This window comes from Phormidesmis sp. 146-33 (assembly GCF_052939515.1).
Genome location: NZ_JBJPHU010000054.1, coordinates 1 through 23,133, shown reverse-complemented (window position 1 = coordinate 23,133; position 23,133 = coordinate 1). Strand labels below are relative to the sequence as shown.

The following is a 23,133-nucleotide window of genomic DNA, read 5'->3' as shown; positions in this document are numbered from 1 at the left end:
AAGACCTTAAACGATCGCTTGTAGTTGTTGGACAAGTTGCTGCGATCGCACGACTCCCTCAATTTTGTGAACGGGCTTTCCTGACTTAAAGACTACCAGCGTCGGCAGCGCATGAACCTGATACTGACTAGCCAGATCCGGATAGTTATCAACGTTGATTTTGACAATTTTGATCTGGTCTTTCATCTGCCCATTGACTTCTTCTAGGATCGAAGCCATCAGTTGACACGGGCCGCACCAGGGAGCATAAAAGTCAACGACGATGGGAGTTTCGGACTGAGATACTAACTCTTCAAAGCTATTGAACTCCTGTTTGGTTGCCATTTTTTGATTCCTCGATCGCGTGTTCTCTAAGCGTAGCGTTTGCAAGAAGTTTTGAGTTTTAAAGAATGTTTGAGAAATGTGATGACGAAAGATAGAAGACGTTAGACATTAGACCAAAAACTGGAAAACCAGAGACTCTCAAGGCTACCGTGTCCAAAGTCTAGAGTCCAACGTCCAAAAACTTTATCCTCCCGCTTGCAATTCTCCGATCAGTTGTGAGAGGTGATCGCGATCGGCTTTGTAAACTTCGCCGCAAAAGTGACAGATGGCTTCGGCTCCTTCGTCTTTTTCGATCATGTCTTGCAGTTCGACTTGACCCAGGAGCTTTAGGGCACCGAGAACGCGATCAAACGAGCAGCCACAGTGAAATCGCACCAATTGAGTTTCTGGCAAGATTTCTAAGCCCAAATCGCCCAACAAATCCTCAAGAATTGTAGGAAGCGTTTTGCCTGCTTGCAACAGAGGCGTGAATCCTTTGAGGCTGGCGAGTCGAGATTCTAGAAGTGCAACGAGTTCGGGGTCGGAGGCGGCTTTGGGCATGATTTGGATGAGAATTCCCCCGGCGGCTGTGACTCCTTCTGCGCCGACAAAGACTCCTAAGACCAGAGCGGAGGGCGTTTGCTCGGAGGTGACGAGGTAGTGTGTGATGTCGTCGCCCACTTCTCCAGAAATCAGTTCGACGGTGCTGGAGTAGGGATAGCCATAGCCAATATCTCGCACGACGTAGACGTAACCATCTTGGCCGACGGCTCCTCCGACATCCAGTTTGCCTTGGGCGTTGGGCGGCAGTTCGACGTGGGGATTATCGACATAGCCGCGCACTGTGCCGTCTGCTCCCGCGTCTGCCATTACGCCGCCGATCGGCCCGTCGCCCCGAATCCGAATATTCACCCTCGATCCTTCGCGCTTCATACTGGATGCCAACAACAGTCCGGCGGCCATGGTGCGCCCCAGGGCGGCAGTCGAGACATAAGAGAGGTGGTGTCGCTGCTTGGCTTCGTCTGTGAGGCGGGTAGTGATCACTCCGACGGCCCGAATTCCCCCGTCGGCCGCAGTCGCTCGAATTAACTGATCAGCCATGAAAAACCCTTACATTTCTTAATGAGTGCTGTTCCTATTCTAAGGTTTTGGAGATGGGTAGTTTGCGATCGAGACTCTAACCTCCGGCCTTTCGACGGATAGAGGAGCCTTTCTATAAATCTTTGGCTCCATCTTGGGTCTAATGTCTTCTTAGCTTCCACCCAGAGCGGAGATAAGCCAGTAATCACTTAAGTAGGAAGTTAAGACACGCAAAGCCGCTACTAAATCAACTTCCAGGTCTTTCTCTTGAATGTCAATAATCAGGTTGTAAGTTAGATCAAAATTAACGCGATCGTCCCGTTCGATCACCAAAAATTGACCATTTGGACTGTGATTAAGTTTTTCAATTTCTGCTGAACCAACTCCGCCAGTAATCTTAGATTCACGCGCATCTCTAGTTAAGAAAAATCTGGTTTTTGGATAATTGCTCATTAACTGATTAAAGTTTTTGATCCGAGACGTGAAGCTATTACCACTTGTGTTGAGAAAACCGACCACGATCTCTCCTTGAGAAGTTTCGATATTAAAATGCTCTGGTAGTGTGCTTCTTCCTAACCGAAGTGGACGAAACTCTAAGGCTCGATCGAGCTTAAAAGCCTCTGCGATCGCTGCCAGCTTTCCAATTTCATCTGCATCATTAATGATTGTAGGCTTGCCGTAGGTTTCGATCAGTTCAAGCTTCTTGTATTCCAGGTATTCACACACCCTATCTTCTACAGAAGGCGGTTTTCTTTTCACCGTTTCTGTCTGAGGTGAAGCAAGGAAATTAACGAATGAGCGGTCGATTTGTGGAGAATTTGACGCTATTTCTAAATCTGAAATTCTGGAGCCAGGTTGATTACTAATTAAAGGCTGGATCAAGTGAGCAATTTGAGAAATCACCTGTTCAAGCTGTTCAATTCTGGACTCAACTGAAGGCGTTTTGATGGAGGGTTGATAGTCGCTTGGTAAAGGAATGTTGTGGACTTTGTGACGAAAATAAGCGCTTGCACAATTAAAAACAGCCCGAATTGATTTTTGGTTGAGGATGTTACTAATCTCTGTCGAGTTAAAGAGATCAGACAGAGCAAGATCCACTGACTTTGCTTTGAGAGCTAAAAGTTTTTCTAGTTGCTCAACACTAGGGCGTTCTAATCTGACAATATATTCAGAAGTTCTATCGACCACAGAACCGTCAAAAAATGTCTTGAATTGCTCCCAACGATCGGGGAACAGATTCAGAATAATCAGACTGTTGGGAACATGGGTTAAAATTTCTTTAACAGCAGATCCAAAACTCTCCAAAATAGGATGATTGTGGTTTAATCCCAAACTTTCTAGTTGATCAAAAACAATAATCAAAGGTTCGTCCAGAGTTGATAATCTGCCAAAAACCGTAATTGCCTCTAGCGCAAACTCTTCTTGACTAATATTCGATTTCCAGTTGTCTAGCCCAATCTCTTTGGCTTCCTGATCTTCAAGTTCGTAAGCCGCCAACCATCGCCTCACCAAATCTTTTTTTCTCAAGTCAATATAGCTGCAAAACTTGATAATTCCTTTGAGAATCGTGGACGAATAGCCCGCTGCTGTGTAGTGTTGACCCCACCATTCATTGAGGTGGCGCTCGATATATTGCCAATTCTGTCGATTACGATCGGTGTCCTCCGCTCCTAGTCCGCTGTAAAGATTAAGACTGTTATTTTGAAGCACCGCGAGAATTTCTTGTCCTCTTAAGCTATTCGTTACCCTGGGAAGTGAGCTAAGAATTTTGACAAAACTATTCGCTAGTAAAAGTTCGAGTTGAGTACGATCGCTCCCAACCACTTTCTCAGCAAATGACTCTAGAATTCGAGAATACGTGTGGTGCAAAACATGCTCTGCGTTGTTGGGCTGTCGAATGAACAATAGGCGATTAGTACGCAGCAATTCTTTCGCCATTCGCATGATCAAATGCGTCTTTCCTGACCCAGCTTCACCAATGACGACCGCACCTTTGCTTTGTTGATTAGCGTCAGCTTTAATGTCTCTCAAACTGGACTTAAGAAGCTCAAACTCGGCGTGATAAATCGACTGAAAATCAACGTGATCTTGAAAAGGCGTATCAACACGACTGCTGCTAAAAGGATTTGCGTGATGCAATTGAGGCTGTGTCATTGCCTGCTGATTCTCTAAAATTTTTAAGTAGAGTTGGTGAGTAAATTCTGCGTCGTATCGAGCAGTATGCGCCTGATTTGAATTGAATCGCTTGCCCTTGACTTTGAGGTGTAGATATTTACTCAAATGGTCTAACGAGTAGCTATCTACTTGAAAATGCTGTTTGGCAAGCTCATAAGTACAGGCAACAGTAAAATTCTTCCACGAGACTTTAACTCTGTGAAAGCTATGTCGTAACACTTTAAGATCATGCTCGGCATAGTGGCAAACTACACGCTTTGATAGAGCGATCGTAGCAATGTCCTGAACAATTTGCTTAAGCGGCTTAAGGCTGCCATCGTAACTTTTTACATTTTTGGCCGAGAAATCTTTGTGGTCAGCAGAAAACGCTTCGTAGATCAGTCGTCCTTGACAGTCGAGAATAGCAACTTCGCGAAGTTCTGGGTCACCTTCCGTATCTATGACGATAAAATCCAAACCGCTTTACTCCTCTGCCTGCTACGATTTCAAGAAAGTCTGCCCAGAACGACGATCGCTCACCTTGATTAATTACGCTCTCATCAATCGAAATTCGTTTAAGGGATTGTCAGGCAATTTACATGCGATCGACAACTTCAATTCCCAACAAAAAGAGTCCCAGCTTCAACGTGCGGGCGGTTAGATCACAGAGCATTAAGCGAGAGGTTCTAACAGGTTCTTCGGCTTTAAGAACGGGGCAAAGTTCGTAAAATCGATTGTATTTTTGGCTGAGTTCAAACAGGTATTGACACAATCGATTGGGAAACAAATCTTGACTAACCAAATCGATGATGTCTTCTAGCTGTAATAGATGCTTTGCCAGCGTTAATTCTGCTTCTTCTTTTAAGAGAATATTCGCCTCTGACCCTAAGTTTTGAAAGTCGATCTTTCCTTCTCGACTGATGGACTGAACTCGCGCATAGGCATAGAGCATATAGGGTGCCGTATTGCCTTGGAGCGCCAGCATTTTGTCGAAGCTAAAGATGTAATTACTGGTGCGATTTTGGCTCAGGTCAGCGTATTTAACGGCACTAATTCCGACAATTTGTGAGGTGCGGGCGATGAATTCTTCGGTTTCAGAACGATCGTCTTCCTTCAGTCGAGTTTCAATATCTGTTCTTGATCGTACGATCGCTTCATCCAACAAATCTCGCAGTCGAACTGTATCGCCCGATCGGGTCTTGAGCCGCTTGCCATCTTCACCCTGCACCAATCCAAACGGAACATGCTCAACCTTCACCGTTTCAGGAATCCACCCTGCTCGACGCGCCACTTGAAACACTTGAGCAAAGTGATTGGATTGACCCGCATCCGTAATGTAAATCAAGCGTTGAGCCTGTTCTTTTTGAATGCGTTGCCGAACCGCTGCCAAATCAGTCGTCGCGTAATTGTAGCCACCATCCGACTTTTGAATAATCAAAGGTAACGGGTCACCCTCTCGATTAGAAAAGCCTTCGAGAAAGACACATTTTGCGCCCTGATCTTCGACTAATAAGCCTGCGGTTTCTAAATCTTTGACGACATCAGCTAACAGTGGATTGTAAAAAGATTCGCCTCGCTCCGTTAGACAAATATCCAACAGATCGTAGATTTCTTGAAACTCACGCCGCGACTGTTCACACAGCAAATTCCACGCTCGTAACGTATCTTCTGCACCCGATTGCAACCGCACCACTTCTTGACGAGACGCTTCTTGAAACTGAGGATCTTCGTCAAATCGCTGTTTGGCTTTTTTGTAGAACGCCACCAGATCGCCCAGGTCGATCGCATTCGCCGTCGTCAAGGCAGCCGGAGCCACTTCGCGTAAATAGGTGATCAACATGCCAAACTGAGTGCCCCAATCGCCCACATGGTTGAGCCGCAGCACGTCATGCCCTTGAAATTCCAAAATTCGGGCGATGCAGTCACCGATAATGGTCGATCGCAGATGCCCCACATGCATTTCTTTGGCAATATTGGGACTCGAAAAGTCCACCACAATCCGCTTGGGCGACGAAACGGGAGCAATGCTAAGACGATCTCTTCGAGTTACCCGCAAGGGGTCGTCGCTTTGCATCGCATTCAACCGCGCCTCTAAATAGTCAGGCTTGAGGGTTAGATTGATGAACCCCGGCCCGGCGACACTAGGCGCTTGACAAAACTCCGACACATCCAAAGCTTGAATTAATTCTTCTGCGATCGCTCGTGGAGCCTTGCCCAACCGTTTGGACAGCGACATCGGTGCATTGGACTGATAATCACCAAACTTAGGATTGCTCGACGGCACCAAAAGCGGATCGACTCCCGCTAACGTTTCTCCAAACGCTGAAACCAATGCCTGCTCAAAGCGATGTTTTAACTGTGAAATCGTAGCGTCCATACTTTTCAAAAGCCTGCAAACAGAAATAGCGGCCATCCACTCTAGAATAGCGACCTGACTTTCTATCATTCAGTATGGGCGATCGTTTGGGCAAGAAAATTGATTGCAGAAAATTTTTCAAGACCCAAAAACTGGAATGAGCGATCGTCTCTCTGAATAAATGATTTAGAAGCTGATCCCAAAATCTGGGAACGCTAAACTCAAACTTTTCCGCTTCTCAATCCAATATTCTTAATCTAGTCGTCTCAATCCAGATCAGTGGGTGCATTATGTCACTAACCCTTAAGATTCTCGCCTCAACGATTCTCAAAAGAAAGCCGATTCCCTCTTCAGAACTGCCCGATGATTTTAAGCAGTCGATCGCAGCAGGCAAAGTTTTAGAACTCGATTCCTTTACCATTGAGCGAGATCACGTTCGCTGCTTTTTCTCCAAAGATACCTTCAAAGATACGAATGTTTGGTATGTGTTTGGTAAACATGTAGAAGTTCGTAGAGATGGGGTTCGCGCTTATCCGAGAGCCATTCCGATTACGACAAAGCTCAACATTCCCTACAAATCTCAGCGCGACAATGAGCTAAATCCCAATGGCTCCTGTAACGTGACTTCGCTGGCGATGTGTTTAGAATTTTTGGGTGTCAAACGCAAATCTACGATCGGTCAGTTTGAAGACGAACTCTATGCCTACGCTGAGAAGAAAGGCCTGAGCCGTCATGATCCCCATGATTTGGCGACGATCGTGGAGGACTACGGCTACCGAGATGATTTTAGAGCAGACGGCACGATCACCCAGGTCAAAGAATGGCTCACCGACAACAAACCTGCTGTGATTCACGGCTATTTCACTGATTTTGGTCACATTGTCGTTTTGGCTGGCTTTGACGAAAATGGCTTTTTGGTTCACGATCCGTTTGGAGAATGGTACTCCTGGGGCTACGATCGCAACACTCTCGGCATCGAAGACACCAAAGGAAAATACGTCCACTATTCCTATGAGATGATCAAGCGGCTATGCATTCCCGACGGCAATTTTTGGGTGCATTTCATCTCAAAACCTTGAAGAGTTAGAAACTATCGCTGGAAGTAAAGCCAGTTTCTCTATTCAATTCCTCTATTCAATAAAGGACGATTATATGAAATGATCGTTCTTTTTTGTGCCTTAAATCATCGTCGATCGAGCAGTTGAATCAAGCGGCTGACGTTTTCAGTTTGGGCGGCAACGATCGCGGCTTGCTCTCTAATGGTGACTTGTTGAGCCTCATTCATACGCTCAATTGCTAAGGTTTGTTGGGTAGCAACTTCGAGCAGGTGTTCGGTATTGGTGGTGAGGCGATCGAGGCGATCGTCCAGATTTCTAAATTTTTCGTCCACATCATGAAAGCCTACCGTAATCAATTCTGTGAGCCGTCCGATCTGATCGATCAGAATTTCTAGTTTTTGGCTCTGTCGGCTGGATGCCTGAACAAGTTGAGTTACAAGTACGGGCAGTTGGCTCCACTGCTGCTCAATCGATGGGTTGTTTGGGAAGTCTGTCATCGCTGTTCTTCTCGCTGCATAGAGAATGGTAGCAGGTTAGCCGCTTGATCGATAAAATCCCGCTGTGTTGAGAAGTCTCTTATGCGTCGGGTTGGCTTTGTGAAACGTTGAAGCGCATACTCAAATCGAGCCAGGGCGATCGCGTCATCGGGCCACTGCTTGAAATAAAATCCACGCCTGTTTGGGCGATCGCTCTGATCGTTTCCAAACTGACATTTCCCGATGCTTCGATTTTGATGCGATCGTTGTAATGGCGAATCTTTTGCACTGCATCCTTCATCAACTCAAGCGGCATGTTGTCCAGCATGATAATGTCGGCTCGATGGTGTAGCGCCTCTTCAACCTGAGACAGCGATTCAGTTTCGACTTCGATCGTCAACGGGTAGGGAATGTGAGACCGAACTTTGGCGATCGCAGATCCAATACCCCCAGCAGCAACAATGTGATTGTCTTTGATCATCGCTGCATCGTCTAATCCCATTCGATGGTTGACGGCTCCGCCGACCTGAGAGGCATACTTTTCGAGCAGACGCAGCCCTGGCGTTGTTTTGCGAGTATCGACAAATTGAGTCGGCAAATCGGCGATTTTTTCGACATACTTTCGGGTCATCGTTGCAATGCCACTCAGCCGCATCACTAAATTAAGCGCCACCCGTTCGCCCGTCAGCAGCGCATCAAACGATCCTTGAAGGTTGGCGATCGCTTCACCCTTTTGACAAGTCTCTCCTTCTGCAATCAAGGGTTGAAACCTGACGGCCGCATCCAAGTGATGAAACACTCTGGCGGCGATCGGCAATCCGGCGATGATGCCTGTTTCTTTGGCGATCCAGACGGCGTGATTTTGCTGAGTCCCCGATGGAAAGAGGCTCTGCGTGGTGCGATCGCCGCGCCCAATATCTTCGAGCAGCCAGCTTTGGAGGAGTGGGTCGATCGCCAAAAACGGTGGCAGTGTAGCCATTGAAATATCTGCGTGTAGAGTCTTCGTCATTATAAACAGCGATCGCGTTTGAATTTCTTAATATCTGAACGTCTGTTCATACGTTATGATGAATTCACAAACCAAAGGAGACGATTATGACGACTGTTACCCAAATGAAATGTGCTTGCGAACCCTGCCTGTGTGTGGTGTCTACAGAAGGTGGCGCAGTTGAAAAAGATGGCAAACTCTATTGCAGCGAAGTCTGTGCTGATGGCCATCCTCAAGGACATGGCGACTGTGGACACAAAGGCTGTACTTGCTAATTGGTTTTGAGCTGATTAATGGTGGGGCCGTACTTTTCGATGCGACAGCTAGAAGAGGCTGCCCCTATTTTTAATGGATATATTTTTAATGAAAGGTTGCGATCGGATTTGCAGTAGGTTATTGAGATCTAAGGATCGTGAATTAAACAACCTGTAATTCTCGCGGTTTCGCGTCGTTTAATTCGGCTTCTGCCCCCTAAATCCCCCAAATTTGGGGGACTTTGAACCGCGAAACTGCCTTAAATTCTAGAATGTCTGCTTTCTCAAAGTCCCCCAGAATGGGGGATTTAGGGGGCGAAGCAACTAGGCAATCATCGATCTTATTTAATTCACGATCCTAAGCGCGATCGCTACAAATATTTGAGCGAATCAGCCTCAATCTAGATACTTTGCCGAAAGACTCTGACGGCTTCTCCGTTGTCTGTTTGAGCTATCAAAACACATCTTGTGAGCAGGTCGATGTTGAGCGTTTCCAGTCCTGGCAATTCACTGCAATAGATCTGCTCATAGCCATCTTCTCGCAGGTGATGCAATGTAAATAATCCATCTTGCCAAAACCAGACTTCAGAGACTCCTAATGTTCTATATCGCGCCAGTTTGCTCTCGCCGCCGCTTGTAAAAACAACTTCAATTGATAAGTCAGCGATCGGTTTTAATTCGCCAATGCAATAAGACTCATCTGCTTGTGCAGACGCTTCGGTTGCTTTCTCTTGCGTCATAGAGCCAGTTGGCTTAAAGTTGATGCCTTTTTCGTAGAAGAACGTTTCGATCAGGTAGCCAATTAGACTTTTAAAAAATTCGTGATCTTGTCCAGGCATCAGAAGTTCGATCGTTCCCTTGTAGTAGGTCAGTTTGATGCCGGGGGAATCGGTCAAGCCCTGCTGAATCAGCTTAAAACTCTCCCAGGTGCCAGGAAAGGTCATCACTGTATCGTGGGTTTTGTCGAGTAATTGCGTCATACGATCGCACTGCTGGCTATGAATGATTTTAACTCGCAGATGATGTGAGCGATCGCTTCAGATCTTCGTTGGGTCGATTGTAGCTTGACTCATACAGCGCATTCTCCTGGATCATTTTTGAGAAGTGTCAGAAGGTCTTGAGCGGCAGCATAGCTTTCGTAGGGCGACCAAATCTCGATAATGGGCAGTGTGTTATTGATTTCTGGTTCTTGAGATTCTAGAAGCTCTACGAAGTTACTAACTTGCTGCTGTTGAGGGGCTGGGAGTTTGCGCCATTTTTCGATGAGTTGCTGTTCAGAAAGCATAGGTTCTCCGATCGCTTCAGCAACCATTATAAAAGGCAGGATCAGGAAAGCGATCGCTCCTCCTCATCCTCTCAGTTTCATCTCGGTTCGCGGCGATATTTTTTGAGTTCTGGGATGCCTTGTAGGGGGTTGCGTGCCTGGTAGTCTTTGTGTTGTCCGTAAAACCAGAGGAAGGTGCAGGAGAGGACGATCGCGCCCCACAACAAAGCCACTTGCCACCCAGAGAGAAACTTCAGAAATGCCAGGGTTGAATAACAAACAGTGATAGGCAACCAACAAAAAAATGAAAACGCCAACGCTGCAAAAGATCTGCGAGAATCCGGTTTATCTCTATACCAGGCAATAAGACCAAAAATGGCAGCAGGAATAGCAACAGAACCAGCAACAGGAAGATTACTAAAAACACCAACAGAAACAATGATTATAATAGCACCGATAAAACCAGCAGTGATATTCAAAGTAATGGTAATAATGCCAGCAACAGTAATAGCAGCAGTTTTACGGTTTGTTATGGTTTCAAACAAAATCTCGATTCCAGCCCACACTAAACGCTGTGCATACAATCGACGTAGTTCGACCAGAAATGTAACCACGCCGAACAGTCCGAAATTCATGAAGAGATCGGGGGCAAAACGGTCTTCAATGCCTTGTTGTAGAAAAACCCAGAAACAAACAATCACCAGACTATTCAAGCCAAACAGCCAAGATGTCCAAGCTTGCGGCGACTGAAATGGCAAGTAAAACATTTGGATGAGTGCTACAGCAGATAGTAAGAAAGCACATCCTAGAATGACGCGATAATGCCAGCCTGTTTTGAATCGATACGTCATTCGCCGGAAGAGTCGTGACCAATCGCCTTTGTCTGGTTTTCGTCCGTTGATTAATCGATTCAGTAAATCAAGCTGTAGCTTTGGTGGAAGTCCAGAGAGCAAAAACGCCCATCTGAAAAGAGATTGTTGAACGCCTAATAAGTTATTAACTTCTTGTCTAATAAGATGTTCGATGTCGGGTGTGATGGTTTGTTGTTCGAGTAAGGCTTCTGCTTGAGAACTTAACTTTTTGGGTAAATCAACCTGTTGGCGAAGCGCGATCGCGCACACCGTTACCAAACGCGGATCAAGCTTCAAGGGAGTTAGGGCTGTCTCGATCGGTGCCTCCTGCAACAAATAGGCGATGCGATTGGCGACGATCGACAAGGCAGATCTCAACACAAGTGGAGATGAGAAAACGTCACCAGCCGAAACGTTAGTTGTAGAGTCATAAGTCGAACCAAAAAATGGCTCCCAAACCCAATCCAGTAGGAATTTATTATCGAGCTGCGATCGTTCAAGCTGACATTCTCGAAACGCTGCTTCTATTTCTGGTTGAGAAATCAATGTTGCCAAGTGCCAGGCAGTTCGCCCCGACATTTCTGCATTTGAATGCCACAAAAACGGCACCAACCCCTGAGCCGCTCCCGGAGTCCCAATTCTCGCCAAATCATTCAGTGCATTCTGGTTGCCCGACTCCGCCAACTTTTTGAGCGCTGGAACTGCCAAATCTCCCATCCGAATCAACGGTTGCCGCACATCTGAGGAGTAGCGATCGGCGAGAACCTGAGCCGCTTTGGGCAAATTGCTTAACGACAACGCCTGAGCCGCCGCGATTCTTTGACTGCTCCCTCCACTTCTCAAACTCGCTTCCAAAAACTGAAAAACCGCCTCGCCTCTCGATCGCGTATTCGCCGCCACCGCCGCAAACGCCTGCACGATCGCTTCCCCTTCCGTCACCTCTCCCAATCGACTTTTGAACGCCTCAATAATTTGATCTGCCAACGCTTGATCGACCTGTTGAGCGTCTGCCAAACACTCAAACGCAGCGATCGCATCCCTCTGATAAATCCGCTCAATCAGCGAAGTGCTGTCTCCCACCAATCCACACCAGAGTTTGATCGGCTCCCGCCACGCGATCGCATCTGTCTTAAATCGAGCCACCAGATCATCCGCCCGATCGCGAAACTGATCTGCCACAAAAAACTCCTGCAACGTCAAATGAGCAAACTGATAGCGATCGCCTCCATCAATTTCCATGAGCAATCCACTGCGCTCGATCACTTCCTTCAACAATGGCTGAGTATCTTTGACCTCCAGATTCAGACTCGGCAACACCCGCGCAACTTGAGCAAACACAGACTGAAAATTGAGACTGCGACGACCCCTAGCGGGTAACTCGAAGAGATCGCTCCCTTGTTGTTCTTGCAGACAAGCCGCCAAATGACGCAGCACCAGCCGTTTCTCTCGCATCTTGTAAACGTTCGGAGTCTGACGCGCCTGATCCCACGACTCTAATAAAATGTCCGTTGATTTTTGGTAAAACTCCGATCGCGAATGCGGCAACACAAACGGCGTATCGCAATACAAATAAGGGGGCGCGATCAACGTTGCATTTCACGACTAATTTAGGACTGCTATAGCCTGACCCAGAATCTTGTTTTAAAGTCTCCCAGAATTGGGCGGTTGGGGGCAAAAGATCTAAACATCGAAGCGAAAAAACTTCATCAAGTTGACGTAACCTTCAACTAAAGCTTTCTGAAATCACGAACTACTGTGCGATCGCACCCGATTGACTGACAAAACCTTCTGCGTGGCGATCTGCTTCGCAAGCTCCTTGGGAAATAAACCAACAGATGTCAAATAGGTTCTGTAGACCACAAGTTTGACGAGTCGTCTTTTGACAAGGGCTATCACACTATGGGAATAAGCTTTTGTTGCACAAAAGTTAATGCTGTCAATTGTATTTGCTGCTTCCTTCGTGTGAGTTAAGTTAATTAGTACAAACCAATGAAATCAAAGTTGATGTTGATGTTGATGGGTGCAGTTTTTGCTACCTGTGGATTTGGGCCTGCTGTGAGTGCCAATCCGATCGCACCCAAAATCAATATTTCTCGCTTGAGTGAAATCGATCGTCCCGAAACAAAAGCCAGTCTGCTGTTGATAACTCCTGAGTTTCAGTTTAGTCAGTTATCGCTCAAGGCGACCCCCCTGCAAGTGAGTCAAGCCGATTCTGATACGCCTGAAGAAGAACTGGTGGTCGAAGAAAAGCGAAGAACGGGATCGACTCCAGTGTATGTGATTCCAGCCGCCGAAATCCAAAAGCAGGGTGCAGACAGTTTGGCAGAGGTGCTGCGCGGTTTACCAGGATTCGCAATTAACGACGCTGGATTTGGCGCAGATATTCATACCGGAACCTCTTATCGAGGAGCGTCAATTAATCAGTCGATTTTTATGATCAACGGCAGACCCATCGGCAGCAACATCAACACCTATCACGGCGCAACAGACCTTAATGCTATCCCAGTCGGCGCGATCGACCGGATTGAACTGTCTAGCGGCACTAGCGCCACGCTCTACGGCTCAGAAGCGATCGGGGGAGTTGTCAACATTGTCACCAAAGAAGGCTCAAGACAGTCTAAATTTGCTGGAGCTTCACAGTTTGGGTCTTTTGATGAATCTATCTATAAAGGTCAGTTTGGTGGCTCTGTAGGCGAGCTGCGATATGCCTTTGGATATGATCGCGCCAAAGCTGAAAACAACTATCGAGTTCCGGTTGGGGCGGCTAATCGAGGCCCAGATGGTCGATTGTTTAACGCTGACTCAACTAAAGATAACTATTTTGGCAACTTCATTCTTGATTTGAATGCTCGAAATAGCCTGACCTTGGATGCGTCTAAAATTACAAGTCGGCGCGGCCTGCTGTATTTTGGGTTTCCCTTGCAGCGCGATCGTTTGGATCATGATGCGCTAAATGTGGGCTTGACTTTGAGTTCAAAATTAGGGGCTGGAGAAGATTCTAATCTCAGAACGACGCTGGCATTCAATCAAGATTATTTCAGCACCTATGGCCCGGCTCAAGGCAGGTTTTTTCGCAGTGGAAAGCTTGATTCACAAGCAATCAGCGCCAGGGTTGAGCATAACTGGAGAACGTCCACAAACCACACATTACGCTGGGGAGTAGACCTCAAAAACTCCTCATTAGATGGCGAAACGCTAAGTAATATTCCCCGATTTATTCCTCTAAACGAAACTGAAAATCGGGATCAGTTTCACGGAGCATTGTTTGCACTCAACACCTGGCAAGTCACGAAAGGATTTCAAGTCGATGCAGGCTTGCGGCAAAACTTTAATAGTCAGTTTGGCAACTATCTTAATCCGAGTGTGGGCGCTCGTTGGGACGCATCACCTGCGATCGCCTTTCGAGGAAGCTGGGTGTCGGTGCATCGCAATCCTGGGTTGGATCAGTTGTATGTGTTTGACACGGTGCATAACTGGTTACCCAATCCTGATCTCGATCCAGAAACAGGGTCTTCGTGGACAGCGGGGGTTGATGTACGCTTGACGCAAAACGTGACGGGGCAGTTAACTTATTTTGGGAGTCGATTAAACGATCGCTTAGGCATTCAAGCAGGTCGTTGGGCAAATATTGGTCTGGTTAATACCAATGGATTGGAAGCGGCGCTGCGGTGGCAAGTATCTCGTCAGTGGTCAACCTTTCTCAACTACACTTACACCGATGCGAAGATCGAAACAGGTGCCGAAAAGGGCTTCCAGCTTGGGTTAATTCCGTTCTCTGTGGGGCAGATGGGAATTGGCTACGAGTCAAATGGGTGGCAGCTTAATTTGTATGTCAGCTACTACAGTGGGGCGCGTCGAGCCTTTTTCAACAATTTTGGTGATACTAGCACTGATTTCTCCCCTGCCTGGGTCAATCTAGATTTGAGTGCGAGAATTCCTATTACACAAGGGTTGGGGCTGACGATTTTTATTGAGAACTTAGCCGATCGTAGTTATGAGAAAGTCAATCGTATTTATCAACCTGGGCTAACTTATCGAGTCGGGCTACAGTCTACCTTTTAGGTTTAGTGTGCAGGAGAATGGAAGACTCAGGTTTATTGCTATAGCAATCCCAAATCGCTCATGAAATGCAGACTTGATCGTGCCCCCTAAATCCCCCAACTTTGGGAACTTTGAGCCGAGAGACTTCCTAGATTTCAAGACCCATTCCCAAGTTTCAAAGTCCCCCAGAATGGGGGATTTAGGGGGCGAAGCGGACTGGAACGGAGCGACAAAAATCTGTTCATGACTCATTTAGGATTGCTATATTTCAATGTTAGAAAACGTTAGAAAACCAATGTTAGAAAACCTGGTCGGGGTAAGGGAGGTTTTCAGCAGTGATATCACTCACCACATCAAAGACAAGACCGCTCTAACACCAAATCAATTTGTTAATGCTACAGATCCTTCGCCCCCTAAATCCCCCATTCTGGGGGACTTTGAGAACCCGATACTTCTTTGGCTTGAAGTCCCCCACTTGTAGGGGATTTAGGTTGCTCTCCAAGATCTGTAGCACTCAAAGATCAATTTGGCATAACACCCTAAAAAGGAAATGGCACTGACTAAAGGTGAAGTTTGCTTAAGTTAAGGGCTATTCTGCTAAAGTCTTGTTTGGAGATTGCTGAACTAGCTACTTGACGAGAACCGAAATTCCAGATATTCTCTCAAATCAAGGACATCTTTTCGTTGCGGGAAGTTGTCCGATCGCCCAAAAAATCTAGTCTGTCGCCGCCCAAAGTTGCTGAAACAACGAAGGGCAGCTAACCCACGAGACTGATAGCGCAGTCCGGAGGGCTAATGGAGGATTTTATCACTCCTTTGGTCGCTCTAACTTGTTCTGCTTGTCGGGGCGGCTAGTTTTTTGGGTTTCTTCGGAAACCTAATTTGGAGTAATGACAATGGCAGAGCGCCTTTTGAACGCTGGCTTTTGGCTGTGCGATTTCGCTTACGCATTTCTAGAATTGATTCAACGCCGTTTTCTTCCCGATACCATTCCCCGTTTCACGATTACTTCGCTTCGCATTCCGCTTCAGGATCTTTTACCTGATGCTGTCGTTCCTCAATCTGATGAGTTTGAAGTGTTGCGCGTGTTAATCATCGGTTCTTCAGACGGCGTGACCGAAACGATTCAAAATTTGCACGTTCGACGATTTGCGAATGCTACTGAGTGGAGTCCTTTGCTGCCTGCGCCCTCGTTTGGCGAAGTGATGAGTATTCTCACCCGACAGCGACGAAAATTGGCTGAATCGTGAATTCAATTTGATGAAGTCTTTGGTTGCGGTGTTAGCGTCTTCTGCCCCCAACTCCTCATTCTGGAAGACTTTCGGACAAAAATTGCGGTTCAAAGTCCCTCACTCGTGGGGGATTTAGGGGGCTGCCCAGATTGATAACCGTCGCGAAAGATTTCATCGAATTCACGTTAGCTTACTGTCTCAATTGCCAGCATTCTTGCGCGATCGCCCAGTCTTCCCGAGTCTGAATCACCAGCACTCGAATGGTCGAATCTGACGTAGAAATGTCCTGATCTTTGGGAGAATTTGCGTTCTTTTCGGGGTCAATTTTCAGGCCTAAAAACTCAAATCCTTCGCAAGCCGCCGCCCTGATTTCTGGGGAATTCTCGCCCACGCCAGCCGTAAAAATCAGCGCATCTAACCCTTTGAGCGAGGCTGCCATTGCCCCAATTTGAGCGCGAAGCCGATGGATGTAAACGTCAAACGCCAATTTCGCCTGAGCATTGTCTTCTGAAATCGCCGCCAAAATTGGCCGCAAATCCGCAGACACCCCAGACACGCCTTTTAGTCCCGACGATTTGTTTAACATTTCATCCAGTTGATCGGCGCTCAAGCCCTCCTGACGCAATAAGTGAATCAAAATTCCTGGATCAATCGAACCCGATCGACTGCCCATCATCAACCCTTCCAGCGGCGTAAAGCCCATCGTCGTATCAATACTGTGACCATTTTGGATCCCAGCCAACGAACAGCCATTGCCCAAATGACAGGTGATCAGGCGCAATTCTGACAAGTCCCGATTGAGAATCTGAGCGGCACGATCGGCACAATAGCCATGACTAATCCCATGAAACCCATAGCGACGAATGCCCTTTTCAAACCACTGATAAGGAATCGGATAGACCGTCGCAGCGAGGGGCAATTGGGCATGAAACGCAGTGTCAAAAACAGCAACCTGTGGCACTTCACCGAATACCGTTGTGATCGCTTCAATCCCCTCCAAATTAATCGGATTGTGAATCGGAGCAAACATAGAAAGCTCATCGATCGCCGTCTTCACCTCTGACGTAATGCGGACACTCTGCCGATATTTTTCTCCCCCATGTACCACCCGATGTCCGACAACATCAATGTCTGAAGGCTTCTCAATCACTTGAGTTTCACCATTCCACAAGGTATCTAGCATGTGAGTCAGAATGCTCGATCGCTCCGTTGCTTCCAGTTCCTCTTTGAGAATCGCCCCCTGTGTTTTAACCTTAAGTTCTACAACATCTTGCTGATGTGTCCAATCCGCAGTCGCTTCCCAAATCGGTTGCAAAAAGTGATCCGGCAGCGTATCTCCGGCGATCTCATACAAACAACTTTTCTGACTACTCGACCCAGCATTCAACACCAAAATTTTCATCCCTCATTCCTCACTCCTCACTCCTCATTCCTCACTCCTCATCCCTCATCCTTTCTAAGTTCCCTGCAAATTCTGCAACTCAATGCTGAGATGAGTGCGATCGCCCAACCGTTCCAACAGCGGCCCATTCGCATCAAACTTAACCACGCTCACCGAGGCTACAGGTGCCCCAATCCGAACGCGAAATCGACCCAGATCAATCCCCAACAAACTACACAAAATAATCCGAATCGTCGCCTTGTGCGAAACCACGAGAACATTCCCACTGACGCACTGTTGCTGGATTTCGGTAATCACAGTAGACGATCGATTGGCCACCTGAACGGCTGTCTCTCCTGCGGTGGGCGGATTCCAGGCGGGTTCCGTCAGCCATGCTAGATAGTCATCCGTAAACGTTTCTTTTACCGTTTCGACCGTTTCACCTTCCCATTTGCCATACTGAATCTCTTTCAATCCGTCTCGTAACTGCATTTCCATTCCAATCGCATCACAAAGCGGTTTTGCGGTCGCGATCGTGCGCTTCATCGGACTGACAAAAATAGCCTTCCAGGGAAGTGACCGATACGCTTGACCAAAGGCCTCTGCCATCTGCACTCCCTCTGGTGTGAGGTCAGGATCTAATCCGCCACAGTAGCTATTTTCTCGACTAAAAGGGGTTTGCCCGTGACGCAGAAAGTAAATTTTTAGGCTCATTGACTCAGGGTAAGGGATAGTGGTGGGAAGTGAGCGATCGTTGGATTTTGTAACCGTTGATCGCCCATTCCCGCATCTTACACATTTGCTTGTAGACCTGACATTAAGAACCCGATCGCGCCCCTCCTTCTGCTCCTTCTAGAGCGGGTGTTCCTCCTCCATCCGTGTGATCTAGCGATGTTTTTGGCGTTTCACGAGTTTCAGGATTGCGGTAAAATCCCCAATTCCAGTTTTGAACTTCTGGCATGTCTTCGCCATTCTCATTGATGTAATGTTTGTGATCAATGAGCTTGTCTCGAATGATTTGCTTGACGTGTGCGCCAGTGCTTCTGAGTCGAGGCACGCGATCGATCACATCCTGCGCCAGATGAAAGCGATCGAGGTCATTCAGGACGACCATATCAAACGGCGTGGTCGTCGTTCCTTCTTCCTTAAAACCTCGAACGTGAATATTGGAATGATTGGTACGGCGATAAGTCAAGCGATGAATGAGATAGGGATAGCCGTGATAGGCAAAAATAATCGGCTTATCCGTCGTAAAGATCGAGTCAAAATCTTTGTCAGACAAGCCATGCGGATGTTCGATCTTAGGTTGCAGCGTCATCAAATCCACCACATTCACCACTCTAATTTTGAGATCGGGGAAGTGTTGACGTAAGAAATCAACGGCCGCCAATGCTTCTAAAGTCGGCACATCTCCCGCACACGCCATCACAGCATCGGGTTCAGCGTCTCGATCGTTGCTGGCCCATTCCCAGATTCCCACACCCGCCGTACAGTGTTTGATCGCATCCTCCATGTTTAACCACTGCAATTCCGGTTGTTTACCCGCCACAATCACGTTGACGTAGTGCTGACTGCGTAAACAGTGATCCGCGACCGATAATAAAGTGTTTGCATCCGGTGGTAAATAGACGCGAATTGTACTGGCTTTCTTATTCACAACATGATCGATAAAGCCAGGATCTTGGTGTGAAAAACCATTGTGATCTTGTCGCCAAACGTGTGAGGTCAGCAGGTAATTTAGCGATGCGATCGGTCTTCTCCAGGCGATATCTCGACAAGACTCTAACCATTTGGCGTGCTGATTAAACATCGAATCAATAATGTGAATAAACGCCTCATAGCATGAGAAAAATCCATGTCTTCCAGTGAGCAGATAGCCCTCTAGCCAGCCTTGACAGAGGTGTTCGCTGAGAACTTCCATCACGCGCCCATCGGGAGAAATATGATCATCCGTGGGCAAAATTTCTGCTGTCGAAACGCGATTGGTCACTTCTAAAACAGCCCCTAACCGATTCGAGTTATTTTCGTCAGGACTAAACACTCGAAAGTTTTGGCTCTCCAGATTCTCGACCATGACATCGCGGAGAAATTGCCCCAAAATGCGCGTCGATTCGGCTTCTAGTGTGCCAGGTTGCTCCACTTTCACGGCGTACTTTCTAAAGTCGGGCATTTTCAAAGCTTTGAGCAACAGTCCCCCGTTTGCGTGAGGATTTGCGCCCATTCTACGATCGCCCGTCGGTGCCAGTTCTGCCAATTCAGGAATCAGCTTTCCCGTCTGATCAAAGAGTTCTTCTGGACGATAGCTTTTCATCCAGGTTTCCAGCATTTTCAAGTGTTCTGGCTTGCTGGCTAACTCCGCTAAAGGCACTTGGTGAGATCGAAACGTATTCTCAACTTGAACGCCATCAACGACTTTGGGGCCTGTCCAACCTTTGGGCGATCGTAAGATAATCATCGGATACTGAGGACGCTCCGTGAACCCGTGAGTTTTTGCCTCTCGCTGGATGGATTGGATTTCTGCAACGATCGTATCGAGCGTTTCTGCCATCAATTGATGCATCGTTTCTGGATCGTCCCCTTCCACAAAGTAAGGTTTGTATCCATAGCCAGTGAATAAGTGTTCAAGCTCCTGATCGCTTAATCGTGCCAAAACTGTGGGATTCGCAATCTTATAACCGTTGAGATGCAGAATGGGCAACACTGTGCCGTCACGAGCCGGATTGATGAATTTGTTTGAATGCCAGCTTGCCGCCAGCGGCCCCGTTTCTGCTTCGCCATCACCGATCACACAGCAGACTAATAGATCAGGATTGTCAAAAACGGCTCCATAAGCGTGAACTAATGCATACCCCAATTCTCCGCCTTCATGAATCGAGCCTGGGGTTTCGGGTGCCGCATGACTGGGAATCCCACCGGGATAAGAAAACTGGGTAAACAGCCGTTTCATGCCCGCTTCGTCTTGCGAAATGTTGGAATAAAACTCGCTGTAAGTTCCTTCTAAATAAGTGTTGGCGACCATTCCAGGCCCACCATGTCCCGGCCCAGCAATATAGATTGCATTCAAATCGTAGCGTTTGATAATTCGATTGAAATGAACATAGATAAAATTTAAGCCTGGTGTGGTGCCCCAGTGACCGAGCAGACGAGGTTTCACCTGTTCTAATCTAAGTGGCTCTTTGAGCAAAGGATTGTCGCGCAGATAGATTTGTCCAACGGATAAATAATTTGCTGCACGCCAGTATGCGTTCATTTTGTGCAGTTCTTCATCAGTCAAAGCAGGCTTCGTTTGAACTGTGTTAGCAACTGTCATAAGAATAATTGCCCGTGAACTATGGGTGTAGTCTATCTCAACAAACTTGAACACGACCAAAAGGAGGAATAGCCAGTTTTGATGGTTTCCCTGATTTGGGCCGCACTGGCACTATGTTGAAGAATTACGATCGAGAATGCAATTAAATCTTGGTTAAAGTCGGAGAACTCGACGAAATTTTCAGCTACATCAACGCGGAAATAGCTGCTAAAGCCAATGGTCATTCCTAAATCGCTTTATGAAGCTATTCGACAGCGCGCTCAACTTCAGTGCGAATATTGCCACTATCCCGAACTTTTGAGTTCTGCTCCTTACCCATCCTGAAAGGCTAATCAAATCTAAGAAGGATTTTGATTTATCTTGATTGAATTAAATAGCTGCTTATCCAGGTATACATAGCTTTGCGGCGCAACTAATGACGTTGAAACGTGACTCAAGGAAAGAAAGTGATTGAGTTGATAAACTTTACCTACTTCTATGGCAACTCCTTGTCTAATATGGTCATAATAATCTTGAAAAAATTGTTGATCAACGCCTGCAACTTCACTATAAAATCGCCACAATTCCTCCGGACTTGCCACCTGAATTCCTTGAACCTCAAAATATCCAACTATCTTCTTAAGCGGAGTAGTTGCATAAATAACAACATGTGATACTTCAGAGGCAAAACGAGTTTTACGAAATTCTACCTTCTTTTTGCCTTCTAGAATTAATTGTGCAAATTCGGGATGAATAGACATTAAAACTATGTTGCAAGGTGATTCTTTAGCCATTTTGCTGCTTTAAAAGATAAACTAGAGATAGATTGTGGAGCTTTTTTAATAATGCTTTCCTCTAATAGTATTTTTAGTGGGATAGGTTCAATAACCGAGCGAGCGAGTCGAAAGAGAATTACAAGAACATCACCTTTACTGCATAGACTTTCGATTTCGGGATAGTTATAAACAGTTCTTTTTCCAACAGAACGAGCAATCATGTGAGGATCACTAGAGACAATTATACTCTCGACTACCCCATATGTAGTGACCCCTCCATGCTTTCCTGAGCAGTAGAAGAAAATAATGTCTCCAGGAGCAATCTTCCTTGTTTTTGCATGGCAAAGGTAGGCTTTACGGATACCATTTCCAAACGAATGTTCCCCTGGTAAAAGTTCTAATTGTGCCTCTGCTCCTGGAAAAAGCACTTTGTGATATCTGGGGACAATTGGGATTAAAAATGAATTTGTTCCATCAAACTTAACTTGGTTTGGCCCAAATCTAATATTGAAATCTAAAGGTGCTAAAAACTCATAATCTTCGCTTGAAAATTTGAGTAATTTGAGAAGGACAATTTCACCCCTCTTCGAGGTGCATGAGGCCTCAAAGCCAAAACTCTCTAAAAGATTTAGAAGTTCAATTTGCTTTTCAAAAGTTGTGATATAAATTGATGCTTGCTGATTCTGATCTGCGTAATCAAAAACCGCTTTCAGCAGTAGTTCACCAAAACGGTAGCCTCGAAAGTTTTCAGCAATCTTGAAGCTGCACACCTTTAAACTTGGGGTTGGCATCCCCTCATATTCTGGGACATCGTTGGGCTTAATAATACAGATGCCACCAATCCCACCGCCTCCCGTCTCAATTGTCCAAACCGGGCGATGTTGCAGCTTGCATTTTCTAAACCATTCATCGAACTCTGGGTAGTCCAATCGAAAAGAATCAAAAATCGGCTCTTCTAGGTCTAACTCATGAGCATATCGACTGCGGACTGCTGGAGGGGGAATAGGTGTGATTGGGAAGAGTGCCCGAACAATTGAAATCGCTTCATCGGCTGTTGCGACTCGTGTTTCTAATCCTAATTGTGAAGCTTTTTTACTTAGCTTTACATCATTCGTAACTAAGTAATCAACTGCATCTGCATCTACCGCAGACAACAGCGTCAGATCAACTTGATCATGCTTATTAAGGGATTCAACTGTGAAAGCAGCTTGAATTTTTTTCGTTACTGAGGGAGGGCTAGGTAACACTGGGTACTTATCGAGGAGTACCTTTCGCATTTCCCACCGCTTCCTATTTTTGTCTCCGCTCAACTCTTGAATAGATGCATTATGAATGTAATACTGCTGTTTTCCCTCGTTTAACCGTCGTAAGAGTTCAGTGATCAGTGGTGTATCCGTTTCGACATTCTCTAATTCCGTTGGCTCTGCGGGAATAATAATATTAGTATCCAGAAGAAACTTCATGCTCTACACCGCTATGAATTTCAGTAGTGCTAGTAGTGTAAGGCACTAGGACAGAGAATTAGCAGAGATGCCTACGTGTTGTGCCTTCAGCAGAGTTTAAAGCATGATTACTCTCACATCACTTGAATCATGGCTGACTCGAACCAACCGATCGCCCCGATCGAATT

18 protein-coding genes are annotated in these 23,133 nt (G+C 46.5%); 4 read left to right on the top strand and 14 right to left on the bottom strand.

Annotated elements, in window-relative coordinates:
• Nucleotides 1–6: 6 nt before the first annotated feature.
• The 4 genes from trxA to argS all read right to left on the bottom strand — a co-directional run bounded on the left by trxA (nt 7) and on the right by argS (nt 5,914).
• Nucleotides 7–324 (bottom strand): thioredoxin, encoded by a 318-nt coding sequence (gene trxA, locus ACJ2PR_RS20475; RefSeq protein ID WP_446862616.1) that lies wholly within the window; start codon nt 322–324, stop codon nt 7–9.
• A gap of 183 nt (nt 325–507) precedes the next feature.
• Entirely contained in the window at nt 508–1,404 is an 897-nt protein-coding gene (gene hslO / locus ACJ2PR_RS20470; protein ID WP_446862617.1) for an Hsp33 family molecular chaperone HslO, read from the bottom strand.
• A 150-nt stretch (nt 1,405–1,554) separates the two neighbouring features.
• Nucleotides 1,555–4,014: a hypothetical protein gene (locus tag ACJ2PR_RS20465; RefSeq protein WP_446878349.1), complete on the bottom strand. Its 2,460-nt coding sequence runs from the start codon at nt 4,012–4,014 to the stop codon at nt 1,555–1,557.
• Between the two features lie 118 nt (nt 4,015–4,132).
• Entirely contained in the window at nt 4,133–5,914 is a 1,782-nt protein-coding gene (gene argS, locus ACJ2PR_RS20460; RefSeq protein ID WP_446878348.1) for an arginine--tRNA ligase, read from the bottom strand.
• A 269-nt stretch (nt 5,915–6,183) separates the two neighbouring features.
• Here argS and ACJ2PR_RS20455 point away from each other — a divergent pair, with 269 nt between their 5' ends.
• Nucleotides 6,184–6,972, top strand: coding sequence for a C39 family peptidase (locus tag ACJ2PR_RS20455; protein WP_446857317.1), 789 nt, complete (start codon nt 6,184–6,186; stop codon nt 6,970–6,972).
• A 104-nt stretch (nt 6,973–7,076) separates the two neighbouring features.
• Here ACJ2PR_RS20455 and ACJ2PR_RS20450 read toward each other — a convergent pair whose 3' ends face one another.
• Both ACJ2PR_RS20450 and nadC read right to left on the bottom strand, forming a co-directional pair.
• On the bottom strand, nt 7,077–7,448 hold the full coding sequence (locus ACJ2PR_RS20450) for a hypothetical protein (protein WP_446857316.1): 372 nt from the start codon (nt 7,446–7,448) through the stop codon (nt 7,077–7,079).
• A 79-nt stretch (nt 7,449–7,527) separates the two neighbouring features.
• Nucleotides 7,528–8,406 (bottom strand): carboxylating nicotinate-nucleotide diphosphorylase, encoded by an 879-nt coding sequence (gene nadC, locus ACJ2PR_RS20445; RefSeq protein ID WP_446878347.1) that lies wholly within the window; start codon nt 8,404–8,406, stop codon nt 7,528–7,530.
• A 116-nt stretch (nt 8,407–8,522) separates the two neighbouring features.
• Between nadC and ACJ2PR_RS20440 the strand changes: the two genes are divergently transcribed.
• On the top strand, nt 8,523–8,690 hold the full coding sequence (locus ACJ2PR_RS20440; RefSeq protein ID WP_446857314.1) for a metallothionein: 168 nt from the start codon (nt 8,523–8,525) through the stop codon (nt 8,688–8,690).
• A 380-nt stretch (nt 8,691–9,070) separates the two neighbouring features.
• Here the strand turns inward: ACJ2PR_RS20440 and ACJ2PR_RS20435 are convergent, their stop codons facing one another.
• The 3 genes from ACJ2PR_RS20435 to ACJ2PR_RS20425 form a co-directional block, all read right to left on the bottom strand.
• Entirely contained in the window at nt 9,071–9,649 is a 579-nt protein-coding gene (locus ACJ2PR_RS20435) for a Uma2 family endonuclease (RefSeq protein ID WP_446878346.1), read from the bottom strand.
• An 89-nt stretch (nt 9,650–9,738) separates the two neighbouring features.
• On the bottom strand, nt 9,739–9,954 hold the full coding sequence (locus tag ACJ2PR_RS20430) for a hypothetical protein (RefSeq protein WP_446866746.1): 216 nt from the start codon (nt 9,952–9,954) through the stop codon (nt 9,739–9,741).
• A gap of 77 nt (nt 9,955–10,031) precedes the next feature.
• On the bottom strand, nt 10,032–12,371 hold the full coding sequence (locus ACJ2PR_RS20425; protein WP_446878345.1) for an NACHT domain-containing protein: 2,340 nt from the start codon (nt 12,369–12,371) through the stop codon (nt 10,032–10,034).
• 402 nt (nt 12,372–12,773) lie between these two features.
• Between ACJ2PR_RS20425 and ACJ2PR_RS20420 the strand changes: the two genes are divergently transcribed.
• Both ACJ2PR_RS20420 and ACJ2PR_RS20415 read left to right on the top strand, forming a co-directional pair.
• A complete protein-coding gene (locus ACJ2PR_RS20420) occupies nt 12,774–14,846 on the top strand; it encodes a TonB-dependent receptor plug domain-containing protein (protein WP_446878344.1) in 2,073 nt (690 codons plus the stop codon).
• Nucleotides 14,847–15,721: 875 nt separating this feature from the next.
• Nucleotides 15,722–16,075: a hypothetical protein gene (locus ACJ2PR_RS20415; RefSeq protein WP_446878343.1), complete on the top strand. Its 354-nt coding sequence runs from the start codon at nt 15,722–15,724 to the stop codon at nt 16,073–16,075.
• A 172-nt stretch (nt 16,076–16,247) separates the two neighbouring features.
• Here ACJ2PR_RS20415 and ACJ2PR_RS20410 read toward each other — a convergent pair whose 3' ends face one another.
• The 5 genes from ACJ2PR_RS20410 to ACJ2PR_RS20390 all read right to left on the bottom strand — a co-directional run bounded on the left by ACJ2PR_RS20410 (nt 16,248) and on the right by ACJ2PR_RS20390 (nt 22,966).
• Nucleotides 16,248–17,459 carry an acetate kinase gene (locus tag ACJ2PR_RS20410; protein ID WP_446878342.1) on the bottom strand — a complete coding sequence of 404 codons (1,212 nt, stop codon included), beginning with the start codon at nt 17,457–17,459 and terminating at the stop codon, nt 16,248–16,250.
• Nucleotides 17,460–17,513: 54 nt separating this feature from the next.
• Complete coding sequence (locus tag ACJ2PR_RS20405) at nt 17,514–18,152, bottom strand: histidine phosphatase family protein (protein ID WP_446878341.1); 639 nt, start codon at nt 18,150–18,152, stop codon at nt 17,514–17,516.
• Between the two features lie 103 nt (nt 18,153–18,255).
• A complete protein-coding gene (locus ACJ2PR_RS20400) occupies nt 18,256–20,748 on the bottom strand; it encodes a phosphoketolase family protein (protein ID WP_446878340.1) in 2,493 nt (830 codons plus the stop codon).
• 338 nt (nt 20,749–21,086) lie between these two features.
• Nucleotides 21,087–21,521: an ASCH domain-containing protein gene (locus ACJ2PR_RS20395; RefSeq protein WP_446878339.1), complete on the bottom strand. Its 435-nt coding sequence runs from the start codon at nt 21,519–21,521 to the stop codon at nt 21,087–21,089.
• Nucleotides 21,494–22,966: a GNAT family N-acetyltransferase gene (locus ACJ2PR_RS20390; RefSeq protein WP_446878338.1), complete on the bottom strand. Its 1,473-nt coding sequence runs from the start codon at nt 22,964–22,966 to the stop codon at nt 21,494–21,496. Before ACJ2PR_RS20390 ends, ACJ2PR_RS20395 begins: the two co-directional genes overlap by 28 nt.
• Between the last annotated feature and the right edge of the window lie 167 nt (nt 22,967–23,133).

Coding starts and splice junctions, on each gene's coding strand:
- trxA (WP_446862616.1), bottom strand. CDS start 324: ATGGCAACCAAACAGGAGTTCAATAGCTTTGAAGAGTTAGTATCTCAG.
- hslO (WP_446862617.1), bottom strand. CDS start 1,404: ATGGCTGATCAGTTAATTCGAGCGACTGCGGCCGACGGGGGAATTCGG.
- argS (WP_446878348.1), bottom strand. CDS start 5,914: ATGGACGCTACGATTTCACAGTTAAAACATCGCTTTGAGCAGGCATTG.
- ACJ2PR_RS20455 (WP_446857317.1), top strand. CDS start 6,184: ATGTCACTAACCCTTAAGATTCTCGCCTCAACGATTCTCAAAAGAAAG.
- ACJ2PR_RS20450 (WP_446857316.1), bottom strand. CDS start 7,448: ATGACAGACTTCCCAAACAACCCATCGATTGAGCAGCAGTGGAGCCAA.
- nadC (WP_446878347.1), bottom strand. CDS start 8,406: ATGGCTACACTGCCACCGTTTTTGGCGATCGACCCACTCCTCCAAAGC.
- ACJ2PR_RS20440 (WP_446857314.1), top strand. CDS start 8,523: ATGACGACTGTTACCCAAATGAAATGTGCTTGCGAACCCTGCCTGTGT.
- ACJ2PR_RS20435 (WP_446878346.1), bottom strand. CDS start 9,649: ATGACGCAATTACTCGACAAAACCCACGATACAGTGATGACCTTTCCT.
- ACJ2PR_RS20430 (WP_446866746.1), bottom strand. CDS start 9,954: ATGCTTTCTGAACAGCAACTCATCGAAAAATGGCGCAAACTCCCAGCC.
- ACJ2PR_RS20420 (WP_446878344.1), top strand. CDS start 12,774: ATGAAATCAAAGTTGATGTTGATGTTGATGGGTGCAGTTTTTGCTACC.
- ACJ2PR_RS20415 (WP_446878343.1), top strand. CDS start 15,722: ATGGCAGAGCGCCTTTTGAACGCTGGCTTTTGGCTGTGCGATTTCGCT.
- ACJ2PR_RS20410 (WP_446878342.1), bottom strand. CDS start 17,459: ATGAAAATTTTGGTGTTGAATGCTGGGTCGAGTAGTCAGAAAAGTTGT.
- ACJ2PR_RS20405 (WP_446878341.1), bottom strand. CDS start 18,152: ATGAGCCTAAAAATTTACTTTCTGCGTCACGGGCAAACCCCTTTTAGT.
- ACJ2PR_RS20400 (WP_446878340.1), bottom strand. CDS start 20,748: ATGACAGTTGCTAACACAGTTCAAACGAAGCCTGCTTTGACTGATGAA.
- ACJ2PR_RS20395 (WP_446878339.1), bottom strand. CDS start 21,521: ATGGCTAAAGAATCACCTTGCAACATAGTTTTAATGTCTATTCATCCC.
- ACJ2PR_RS20390 (WP_446878338.1), bottom strand. CDS start 22,966: ATGAAGTTTCTTCTGGATACTAATATTATTATTCCCGCAGAGCCAACG.